16 protein-coding genes are annotated in these 9,578 nt (G+C 39.8%); all 16 read right to left on the minus strand.

What is annotated here, in order from left to right; genetic code table 11:
* Window positions 1-13 precede the first annotated feature (13 nt).
* Entirely contained in the window at window positions 14-1,177 is a 1,164-nt protein-coding gene (locus V7L12_RS28360; RefSeq protein WP_335089456.1) for a PD-(D/E)XK nuclease family protein, read from the minus strand.
* 250 nt (window positions 1,178-1,427) lie between these two features.
* Window positions 1,428-1,976 (minus strand): (2Fe-2S) ferredoxin domain-containing protein, encoded by a 549-nt coding sequence (locus V7L12_RS28365; RefSeq protein ID WP_334824806.1) that lies wholly within the window; start codon window positions 1,974-1,976, stop codon window positions 1,428-1,430.
* Between the two features lie 102 nt (window positions 1,977-2,078).
* A complete protein-coding gene (nifT, locus tag V7L12_RS28370; RefSeq protein ID WP_094327371.1) occupies window positions 2,079-2,282 on the minus strand; it encodes a putative nitrogen fixation protein NifT in 204 nt (67 codons plus the stop codon).
* Window positions 2,257-2,544, minus strand: a complete 288-nt coding sequence (locus tag V7L12_RS28375) for a nitrogen fixation protein NifZ (RefSeq protein WP_094349913.1) — start codon at window positions 2,542-2,544, stop codon at window positions 2,257-2,259. Before V7L12_RS28375 ends, nifT begins: the two co-directional genes overlap by 26 nt.
* The gene (nifV, locus tag V7L12_RS28380) at window positions 2,531-3,664 is read right to left on the minus strand and encodes a homocitrate synthase (protein WP_334824803.1); all 1,134 of its coding nucleotides are present in this window, start codon (window positions 3,662-3,664) and stop codon (window positions 2,531-2,533) included. The genes V7L12_RS28375 and nifV overlap by 14 nt, the downstream gene beginning before the upstream one ends.
* 371 nt (window positions 3,665-4,035) lie before the next feature.
* Window positions 4,036-4,233, minus strand: coding sequence for a DUF2949 domain-containing protein (locus V7L12_RS28385; RefSeq protein WP_292778738.1), 198 nt, complete (start codon window positions 4,231-4,233; stop codon window positions 4,036-4,038).
* 307 nt (window positions 4,234-4,540) lie between these two features.
* Window positions 4,541-4,786 carry an Asr1405/Asl0597 family protein gene (locus V7L12_RS28390; protein WP_334932650.1) on the minus strand — a complete coding sequence of 82 codons (246 nt, stop codon included), beginning with the start codon at window positions 4,784-4,786 and terminating at the stop codon, window positions 4,541-4,543.
* 76 nt (window positions 4,787-4,862) lie between these two features.
* A complete protein-coding gene (gene cysE / locus V7L12_RS28395; RefSeq protein WP_335089458.1) occupies window positions 4,863-5,624 on the minus strand; it encodes a serine O-acetyltransferase in 762 nt (253 codons plus the stop codon).
* A 570-nt stretch (window positions 5,625-6,194) separates the two neighbouring features.
* A complete protein-coding gene (locus tag V7L12_RS28400) occupies window positions 6,195-6,431 on the minus strand; it encodes a hypothetical protein (RefSeq protein WP_335089460.1) in 237 nt (78 codons plus the stop codon).
* A gap of 285 nt (window positions 6,432-6,716) precedes the next feature.
* Entirely contained in the window at window positions 6,717-7,193 is a 477-nt protein-coding gene (locus V7L12_RS28405) for a hypothetical protein (protein WP_335089462.1), read from the minus strand.
* A gap of 90 nt (window positions 7,194-7,283) precedes the next feature.
* The gene (locus V7L12_RS28410) at window positions 7,284-7,727 is read right to left on the minus strand and encodes an HNH endonuclease (RefSeq protein WP_335089464.1); all 444 of its coding nucleotides are present in this window, start codon (window positions 7,725-7,727) and stop codon (window positions 7,284-7,286) included.
* A gap of 9 nt (window positions 7,728-7,736) precedes the next feature.
* Window positions 7,737-7,991, minus strand: coding sequence for a hypothetical protein (locus tag V7L12_RS28415; protein WP_335089466.1), 255 nt, complete (start codon window positions 7,989-7,991; stop codon window positions 7,737-7,739).
* A 32-nt stretch (window positions 7,992-8,023) separates the two neighbouring features.
* The gene (locus tag V7L12_RS28420; protein ID WP_335089468.1) at window positions 8,024-8,251 is read right to left on the minus strand and encodes a type II toxin-antitoxin system HicB family antitoxin; all 228 of its coding nucleotides are present in this window, start codon (window positions 8,249-8,251) and stop codon (window positions 8,024-8,026) included.
* A 2-nt stretch (window positions 8,252-8,253) separates the two neighbouring features.
* Window positions 8,254-8,448 (minus strand): type II toxin-antitoxin system RelE family toxin, encoded by a 195-nt coding sequence (locus V7L12_RS28425; protein ID WP_335089470.1) that lies wholly within the window; start codon window positions 8,446-8,448, stop codon window positions 8,254-8,256.
* 234 nt (window positions 8,449-8,682) lie between these two features.
* Window positions 8,683-8,913, minus strand: a complete 231-nt coding sequence (locus tag V7L12_RS28430) for a hypothetical protein (protein WP_335089472.1) — start codon at window positions 8,911-8,913, stop codon at window positions 8,683-8,685.
* A gap of 15 nt (window positions 8,914-8,928) precedes the next feature.
* Window positions 8,929-9,578, minus strand: a 650-nt coding sequence (locus tag V7L12_RS28435) for a HEAT repeat domain-containing protein (RefSeq protein ID WP_335089473.1), incomplete at its 5' end; no start/stop codon positions are given.

Genomic DNA, 9,578 nt, shown 5'->3' on the forward strand with positions numbered 1-9,578 from the left:
TAGCTATAGCTGATTAAACTTCTGCGATGGAAGATGGTGAAGTGTCTAAGTCTTCTTCTTTATCAGTTTCTGTAACTGTTTCTATACTTACACCCTTCCAAGGAAAATCAAAATATTGTTCTTGAACCATTTTTAATTCCTTTATTGACTCTTGGAAAAATAATTTAATAGCAGATACGTGGTTTTCTTCAGATAAAAAGTCTTGTAAGCTTTTTCGATAAAATATACCTGACCATGCTGGCAAAACTTTTAAATTACTAGGAGTCCATAGATTGGGTTTATCGTTAATTATTTTTTGCATAGATTCAATAATTTTTGGGCGTTGTCCAAACTTAGAAGAAACCTGCAAAAATATACCTAAATATGGATAATCAGTTAAATTACTTGGATTTAAACCGAAGTATCCAAGACCACACCATAAGTCCCATGTGGAGGGAGAAAAGTGGGTGTAGATAATATATCTCTCGTCCCATTTCCATTGAGTCCTACTTGCTGCACCTTTGATAACACCTCCAAAAGCTACCCTGAATTCGTGCTGTATTTCATCACTGAGAGTTGATTCCATGAGATTGAGAGTTTTGTTAAAATTCACCATTGTCAATAAGTCAACTGATGAAAATTGATTAGTATGAGACATTCTGTTATTCCTCATAAAAATTAATATTTCTTGAGCTAAGATATCAGATGCGTGTTCTTTCAAGAAGCTATAAAACTGATACCATCTCAGTTGAAAAAAATTTATCTTGGGTGATAAATTAAAGCAATATTGTTTTCTTTCATCTTTTGGGTCATAATCACGGGTGATATAAATTAGAATTTGATGTCTAATATTTGGTAATTTACTCAAAATATCAGCATATTTTTCTAATTGCCGCCATCCTTCTGTAGATCCAATTTTTGATTCAATAAATATTATATCTGTACTTAAACTAGTTGAAAATTCAATCACAATATCAAGTCTACTGTCTTCAGGATGACTCGCCAGTGCTTGATGTTCTTGTTGAGTTGAAATCTTGATGTTGGAATAATTATCATCACCGATAATTGAGTGATGTCTTAGCCAAGCAAGTAAAATATCATTATTTAGGGACAAAAAATAAGCAACAATCTCAGTAAAAAAATCTTCACGCGGTTTGTTTCCTGGATGCAGGTTGAGTAAATTGGTAAACAAAGACATTTATTTTTAAGTATTTAAGGTAATTCCAAAAAAGTTATACACACTAAGCTTGTAGTCGTGCTTGAACAAGGCTACACAAAAGTTTTATAAGTTATGTTTGTATTTAATATTGCTAGCTAGCGTTGCAGCAGTTATAACTTAGCCGATCGCAGTTTGACAAGAGTGCTATACAGACGCTACTTACAACAAATAGGGGTAAAAATTTTACCCCTACAAAGTTGTGTATTATTTTAAGAATAGCTAGAGAAGTTTATTGCTCTGGAGTTAAGTGACCTTCTAGCAAAGATGCGATCGCATCAGGATGAATATTCTTGTATTTCTTGTTACCAAGCTGTAAAACACAGTTGGGAGCGCTGCCACAGCATTTTTGGCAACTAGTATGTTCAATGTTAACTTTGTCTAACAAACCGCGATCGCTCAAAGTTTTTTCTAATTCTGATAATAAACCTTTACCACCACGTTTGAGGCAACCGCCCTTTTGACATACCATAATCCTCGCTTTGGGTTGAGGTGGTAAATCTTGCTTTGGACACGCATCAATTGGTGTGACTCGATAGGCTTTAATTTTTATTTTACTTGTGCGCGAATCTACCTTACTATGACCACAAATGCGAATTTGCTGACCGGGAACTAAGGATGAACTTAGAGAACGGCGCAACTCTTTAGGCAGTTTTATTTCCAAATTTCCAGATGGAACTGCCAATTGCAAGTATTTATATTTTCCTGGTTCACCACCAACAAAGCCTAGTAACTGTCCTTCAAGGTTCAATTCTGATAACGTCAAATACTTGTTACCCATGATTGATAAAAAGTTAGGAGTGGGGAGTTAAAAGCGAGGAGTTAGGAGTGAGGAGTTAAGAGTTAAAATTTATAACTCATAACTCTTAACTCCTAACTATTTTTAAGCTAGGCGTTTAGCTTCTACTGTTTGGGGTAAATTTGCTGCATCTGGCAAATCACGAAATTCCAATTCCCAACCATTTGCTAGGGTGAGAATCTTGCCATCATTTCCATCGGTTTGTTTGACGACTTCTTCTTCCAGGTCTTTTTTAGCAACGTAAACTACTAAAGTACCGGCATCATTCATCCGTAGCATTACTTTCATGAGATTCCTCAACAGATTCTAGTTCTTTTTTCATACAGCCAACGACGAATCCTGTTTCCAAGAAATGCACAGCATAAATATAGGAAGTCTGCAAATATGTCCCTATACTTGCTATGTAGCCGATATCTCCTTTGTTCACTAAAACTTGCCCAACTTCCTTACCAGGAAAGGTACCATCGTTTTTTAGCAGTTTACGAACTCTGACTTTTTCACCAATTTCAAAAGCAGGTGGCAAGTTTAGTTCTAATTCATCGCGTTGCATGAGAGTACCTCTGTTCTCTGACCAAATTCAATAATTCTTCTGTCGTCAAACTGCGTTTTTTCTGTACCGATTGATGACGCACTGCATCTAAAACAGATTGGGTTTCTTGGGAGTTCAAGAAAATTCCATGCTGTTCTAGTAAGTTAGCAACCAAATGCCGTCCAGAATGTTTACCTACTACTAAACGCCGTTCCCAACCTACTTCTTCGGGTGCAAATGGTTCGTAGGTAATGGGGTTTTGCAATACCGCATGAGCATGGATGCCAGATTCGTGAGCAAAAGTATTTTCGCCAACGATCGCTTTCCAGGGTGGTACATCGGCTCCTGATGCGGCTGCAACTAGTTGAGACAGTTCCAGCAAACTGGGAGTGTCAATTCCCAAATCAACGTTGTAGATGCGTTTGATTGCCATGACAACTTCTTCTAATGCTGCATTTCCTGCCCTTTCACCTAATCCATTGACTGTGGTATTCACTGATGATGCTCCAGCCTTAATACCTGCAAGGGCGTTGGCAGTTGCCAGACCAAAATCATTATGCGTGTGGATTTCTAGGGGAATCGTCAACGCGGAAACCAGCCGTTGGACTTTGGTGTAGGTGGTGAAGGGGTCGAGAACTCCTACAGTGTCGCAGAAGCGGAAGCGGGATGCACCCCATTCTTGGGCATAAAGTGCTACATCTAAGAGGAAGTTTTCATCAGCCCTGGAAGAATCTTCTCCGCCAACTGCTACCCAAAGGCCTTGATCGAGAGCGAAGTTGATTGAGTCTTTGAGTTTTTGTAAACTTACTCGCCACTGACCATGAAATTTAGTGGCAATTTGGATACCAGAGACGGGAATGGCAATATGCACCCGGTTCAAACCACAGGCGATGGAAGCCTTGATATCTGAGATGACAGCACGGTTCCAGCCCAAGAGTTTTGCTTGTAAACCTAAGTTAGAGATTGCGGCGATCGCACGTGTTTCTTCGTCACCCATTGCCGGTATACCAACTTCTAATTCCGGTATACCAATGGCATCGAGAAACTTAGCGATCGCTACTTTTTCTTGTAGAGTAAAGGCAACACCTGCGGCTTGTTCGCCATCACGTAATGTAGTGTCATTAATTATGATTTGATTCATTGCAAATATCCCTCTCTTGGAAGTATTCTTAATATCCTTTCCCTCTACAATCCCTCGTGATGGTAAATGCTAAAAATATCACAATTCATAATGTAGGATACATGATCCTTAATTATTGCCCCATTATTAGCATCACATCTGTATGGCAGGGAACTAAAATAATGTATAAATTACTAATCGTTTTCACCGATGTCAGTTGAAATGTCTTCGAGTAGCAATGAGCTAATATAACTATTAGCAAATCCCGAACAAAGTAATACACAGAATCCAGCAATTAAGGATGTAATCATCTTCGTAACCTCATCTTTTCTAGTACATTTTGGTGTAATTTAGGCAGGTAATGGTACTCAACGCTAAGGGGTACAAACTAGCTAACTGTGGTCTGCTAGCCAATCAAAAATTTTTCCTAGCTGCTCCAAGTCAACGAAACCATACTGCCAGAGGAGCATCGGTAGTGGGCCATTGTCTAATTCACGGTGTCGCAGAGCTACAGCAATATCAGCATTTGAAAGTTCAAGTTCATTGTGCAAAAAATTGAGGAGTTTTATATCTCTGTTCCGAGTCGCCATAATTGATTGAACTTTCAATTTCTTCATTTGAGAAAAGATTAAAAATCAGAAACTCCAATTTATATTTAGGAATTTCGCCTTTCTAATTGTTGCTATATGTCAGGGAAATTTCAAATTCACTAGAAGAAATAAAATCTAAACCCCGTCTAATCCATCTCAGTCTGCAACAAATTCTGCTAGCGGACAGTAGCTTCAAACTCTAAACCTATTTGAGCTTTGTGCATCTATGAACAAAAAGGATAAAGTCCAGTACTTGCGTCATGAATTCAAGATTAATCGTCTCTGAATCCTTACCTTTTTTAAATAATCATGACTCATCACTGTAATGCCAGCAACGCTCTAGCCACTCTAATAATTCGTGACGAGAAGCAAGAAATTGCATAACTGTACTGCGAATTAGAATTACTTCGAGCAAATTGTCCACTTGCACTCGTAAAGAACCATCAGGGGGACAGTAGCTCTTAATTTTTAACTCTTGCAATCGGTGATAGATTCGCCAGCGATCGCTCAAAGGAATCTGCAAAACTTGATCGCCTAAAGTGTGATTTGTCATTTGTCCTTTGTCCTTTGCTAATGCTCAATACTTCGACTTCGCTCAGTACAAGTGCCCAATGCCCCATGCCCAATGACTAATGACTCTTAACGCCTAAAGTTTGCAGTTGTTTTTCGAGTTGTTCAATGCGCGAGAGCAAAGAACGAATCACGGTTGCTTCCACATCGGGTAGCTTTCTATGTTCTAAAGGAGAAAGGCTGGCGCTTTCGTTCCGAGAAATAATTCTGCCGGGAACTCCCACAACTGTGCAGTCGTTGGGGATATTCTGCAAGACAATGGAACCAGCACCAATACGGACGCGATCGCCAATTTGCAAATTACCTAAAACTTTCGCACCCGCCCCAATTACTGCATTTTTGCCGACTGTGGGATGACGCTTACCGATTTCTTTACCAGTTCCGCCAAGGGTGACGTCCTGATAAATTAATGTATAGTCGCCGACGATCGCAGTTTCGCCAATGACAACACCCATTCCGTGGTCGATAAACACACCCTGACCAATCTCTGCACCTGGGTGAATTTCAATTCCGGTCAAAAATCGCCCCAAATGAGAAATTAAGCGGGGGATAAAACCGACTCCTCGACCATGTAACCAGTGAGCAAGACGATGCAAACATAGCGCGTGCAATCCAGGGTAGCAAAACACCACTTCTAGCCAATTACGTGCTGCTGGATCGCGCTCAAAAATAATGCGAAAATCACTCAATAATGGCTCAAAAAAAACGCCAGAGAGGAGATTTTTCAGCATGGATGTATGGGCAGAATCCTGCGTTTTGGTGGTCTGGCGTAGGCGCAGCCCGTCGTAGACATCGCTAATACTGTCTAAAGACTGTTGCATCGGTAATGTCTATCTGGTAGAAAAAGTCATCTGCTATTTTTATGCTTATATCAGGTGACTTCCAACTCGATAGAAAACCCAATGCTGATTGGATTTATTGGATTGATTAAGGTTGTACTCAAATACCAAAACCCCGACTTAACATAAAGTTAAAATCTATCTGGGGGTAGGGGCGCTAGTATTTAACGATGGGGGTACTAGTATTTTTGGGGCAGGGGTTAAGAATTTCTGTTCTCGCTACAAGAAACTTTACCCGTAAGCCTTTGCTAAGATTTCGTCAAGATATTTTGCAATATATCAAGCTGTACTCAGATGCACTCAAGCATGAATTTGATAAGGCTACAAATCAATATTCTGTATATCCTATTACTATTAGTATCTTATTATTTGGATAGGCAAACAACAGGTTTCTTTATTTTCTTTTAGGATTTGCTGTCTGTATATATGTATACGTTTCAAAATATAGTTATCGCTCATCGTGACTGTTTTCTTATTATATAGATGTCTGGGAATAGCGATCGCAAAATCTTAGAACAGCAGAATAGGTAAATATTCTCATAGTGCCCCTACTCAAGAAACCTGTAGAAGTGGATTCATCCGGTTCAAATACTCGTCAACGGAGTTCAGAGGTGGATTCATCCAGTTCAAATACTCGTCGACGGAGATAAAAGGTGGATTCATCCAGTTCAAATACTCGTTGACGGAGATAAAAGGTGGATTCATCCAGTTCAAATGCTCGTTGACGGAGATAAAAGGTGGATTCATCCAGTTTAAATACTCGTTGACGGAGATAAAAGGTGGATTCATCCAGTTCAAATACTCGTTGACGGAGATAAAAGGTGGATGAACAAAATAGGGGCGTACATTTGTACACCCCTACAGCGAATTTATTTATAGCGCTTTTGTGTTAAGTCTAATAAAGACCTAACCCCCAACCCCTTCCCTACTAGCGTTGGGGAGTAACATTCAAAGCCTCTCTCCTTTTAGGAGAGAGGTTTGGAGAGAGGTCAAAGTGTATTGCATACAAGCGAGAAGCGCTATATTACAAAGATTTTTGAAATGATATCAGGCTCGCCGAAGAGTATTAATTTATCAAGAGACGGGAGTTTTTGCAGATTTACCTTTACCAATAGCCTTAAAGCGTTCGCCCAACTGTTCAGCGACGGTTTTTAAGCCTGGAGTCTTTTTTGATGCAGTCTTCACGTAATCATAAACAGTCAAACTGCTAGTCATCGCTTCACTACCGACAGCCATTAGGGTATCATCTACCTGTTGGGTGAGTTGCTGCATGGAGATTAAAAGTTCGGTAAGTGCAGCCGCTAATTGATAATCCTGAACTAGTTCCTCAACGTCAAAAGTGGCTGGAAGAATTTCGCGGTTAGACTGAGCAGCAGTAATGCTATTGTTCACAAAGGCTAGACTTTTATCGCCCATTTTTACTAACTTACGCCGTTCTTCAGTGCTGAGAGTAATCAGAAAGGGCAGCTTTTTTTGGACAGTCTGTAGCGCGGCTTTAATTTCTTGGATATCTTGTGGCGAAAGGGTGGCTGCAATATTTTGATAGGACATTATATATTTACCTTGGGAGTTCTAATGGTGAAGTAGCAATAGTTGCTAAGTATAGAATTCCCATTGGTGGATGCGATCGCACATCATAACCTATTTATTTATCTGTTTTAGCGCCGATGCTGAGGGATACTGACCAGATGCAATCAAAGCTTCTCGTTCTAGAAGCCTTTCATCGCTGTTAAAATCTAGAATGCGTGCGGTCACTTCACCGATGTCTGTTTGATGCTGAATCACAGCCTCATCTAGTCGAAAATGCTCACCCCAAAAGTCTCTGCGGGGGTTAAAAAATCGCACCAGTTCGCCAGTTTGCCAATTAATTGACCCTAAATCCGTCCCTTTTTGTAGGTTACAGAAAATACAGGCATAGCAGAGATTATCTGCTGTTGTAGTGCCGCCGTGTTTGATGTCGATTATATGGTTAACTTGACAACCCGATGATCTATCTACTTCAGAGACGAGACAGTACTCGCAAATATGCTCGGCGCGAGATGCAACTAAACGGCGCAGTTCTACATTAATATATGGACGAGACACTTTGAATACTTACTCCGCGCTGATATACTGACGAGCTTTTGCTTTTGCTAGTAGCATAATATGCTCTAGCGTGAGGAAATGATCTAACTCTCGCTTATCGCTTCCTGTAAGACCTTCAGTTTTTGCGCGGTAAACGAGATCCTCTAAACGGTCTTTGGCTGCATCTGAGAGTTTGAAGTCGATAACACTTTGGGGAGTGGTTCCAGCAGCAATAAACTCTATAATTTCGTCGTAGACTTTGATAGTATTTACAGATGTAGTCATGAGATTACCTATTTTTATTTAATTTTACTGATTTACAACGTTACTTTTAATGACTTTACTAGTGTTTTTGGCTCTGCTAGAGTTTCACTCTCAGCCAAAGATGATTCAATCAGCATTTCTAAAACTTCCTGAGCATTTTTCAAAGCGTCTTCGTAAGTCTCTCCGTGAGTGCAAGGCTGCATTATATGCGTAAACTCCGGTAGCAAAAGCACATAACATTGGTCTTCTTCTGACCATTGAATCACAATTGTATATTTCATATTTATTCATAAGCTTCTCGTCGATGAGCAATAGTAGTTACCATAACTTGATTTGTTCCATCATCAACTTGATAGATTACTCGATAGTCACCAATGCGATAGCGATAATAACCTGCGAAGTCACCTTTGAGAGGTTTAACATTAGGATGAAACTGAGGATTTTGTTCTAGTTGCTCAGAGGATGTTTGAAAAGTCATGATTGATATATCAAATATTTTTTTACCCCACCCTAACCCTCCCCTTGTAAAGGGGAGGGAACTAGATTTTCCGGTTTCCCCCCTTTATAAGGGGGGATTAAGGGGGGTAATAATTCAATTAAAATCACAACCAATCACTTTTCAAACAACCTCTCAAAGCACCTAGCAACCTTTTTGGCTAAAGCGTGGTCTGCTGTAGCATAAATCTCCTCGGCTTTAGCGGATAACACAACGTCATACATCAGACCGAATTGTTCTCCAGCTTTTTACCCGACCTTCAGCAATATCTTTTTTACCTCTTTCAAAGGATTCAGCAAATCCAGGGATATCAAGCAACTCTTGGGTAGCGTCTTCACTCTCCTTATCTGCTAGATATGCTAAAAAGTCAGCAACCAGTTGTAAGCGTTCTGAAGATAATCCATCTAAATATTGGTTGATTTGCTGACGAACTTCTGTGTTATTCATATTTTTGCAACTCTTTTACTTCTCTAATTGTGCCAACTTCTTCTGAGCAAATTGCCGCACTTGCTCATCTGGGTCATTCTCTGTGCGATCGCGCAACAGTGGTAAAGTCTGGGGATACTGAGGATATTGCTCAATGATTGCCTTAAGTGCTATTTGCCGGGAAGGAACATTTCTGATATTAGAGAAATCCAAAGATATCCAATCAAAGGAATCATCAACAGCACACTCATAAAGAAAATCATAAATTATAGGACTAGTTTGCCAACTCTTAATCAGTTCTTCCATAACTTCGTGTTTGAGATAGTCGAAATTATCAAGTTGAGCAGATTCTTTGAGGAAAGATAAGACGAAAGATAAAATATTAAGTTGATTTTTCCATCCCTGTGCTAATTCTTGCAGTACTGTACTTTGTACTACCCAATCATTACTAAACTGAACAAGAGATTTGAGTATTGGTAAAGTATCTGAGTCATCTTTCCAACCTCGCGCTAACTCTTGCACTGCCATAGTTTGTATGCTCTTATCCTCACCAGACTGAGCAAGGGATTTGAGCATTGGCAAAGTATCTGGGTCATCTTTCCAACCTCGCGCTAACTCTTGCACTGCCATAGTTTGTATGCTCTTATCCTCACCAGACTGAGCAAGGGATTTGAGCATTGGCAAAG

The organism is Nostoc sp., assembly GCF_036918245.1.
Lineage (GTDB): Bacteria > Cyanobacteriota > Cyanobacteriia > Cyanobacteriales > Nostocaceae > Nostoc.

Excerpts from the sequence above, each read along its gene's own strand:
- cysE (WP_335089458.1), bottom strand. The coding sequence starts at position 5,624 with ATGCAACAGTCTTTAGACAGTATTAGCGATGTCTACGACGGGCTGCGC.
- V7L12_RS28405 (WP_335089462.1), bottom strand. The coding sequence starts at position 7,193 with ATGTCCTATCAAAATATTGCAGCCACCCTTTCGCCACAAGATATCCAA.
- V7L12_RS28390 (WP_334932650.1), bottom strand. The coding sequence starts at position 4,786 with ATGACAAATCACACTTTAGGCGATCAAGTTTTGCAGATTCCTTTGAGC.
- V7L12_RS28385 (WP_292778738.1), bottom strand. The coding sequence starts at position 4,233 with ATGGCGACTCGGAACAGAGATATAAAACTCCTCAATTTTTTGCACAAT.
- V7L12_RS28400 (WP_335089460.1), bottom strand. The coding sequence starts at position 6,431 with ATGAATCCACCTTTTATCTCCGTCAACGAGTATTTAAACTGGATGAAT.
- V7L12_RS28375 (WP_094349913.1), bottom strand. The coding sequence starts at position 2,544 with ATGCAACGCGATGAATTAGAACTAAACTTGCCACCTGCTTTTGAAATT.
- nifT (WP_094327371.1), bottom strand. The coding sequence starts at position 2,282 with ATGAAAGTAATGCTACGGATGAATGATGCCGGTACTTTAGTAGTTTAC.
- nifV (WP_334824803.1), bottom strand. The coding sequence starts at position 3,664 with ATGAATCAAATCATAATTAATGACACTACATTACGTGATGGCGAACAA.
- V7L12_RS28425 (WP_335089470.1), bottom strand. The coding sequence starts at position 8,448 with ATGACTTTTCAAACATCCTCTGAGCAACTAGAACAAAATCCTCAGTTT.
- V7L12_RS28360 (WP_335089456.1), bottom strand. The coding sequence starts at position 1,177 with ATGTCTTTGTTTACCAATTTACTCAACCTGCATCCAGGAAACAAACCG.
- V7L12_RS28430 (WP_335089472.1), bottom strand. The coding sequence starts at position 8,913 with ATGAATAACACAGAAGTTCGTCAGCAAATCAACCAATATTTAGATGGA.
- V7L12_RS28365 (WP_334824806.1), bottom strand. The coding sequence starts at position 1,976 with ATGGGTAACAAGTATTTGACGTTATCAGAATTGAACCTTGAAGGACAG.
- V7L12_RS28420 (WP_335089468.1), bottom strand. The coding sequence starts at position 8,251 with ATGAAATATACAATTGTGATTCAATGGTCAGAAGAAGACCAATGTTAT.
- V7L12_RS28415 (WP_335089466.1), bottom strand. The coding sequence starts at position 7,991 with ATGACTACATCTGTAAATACTATCAAAGTCTACGACGAAATTATAGAG.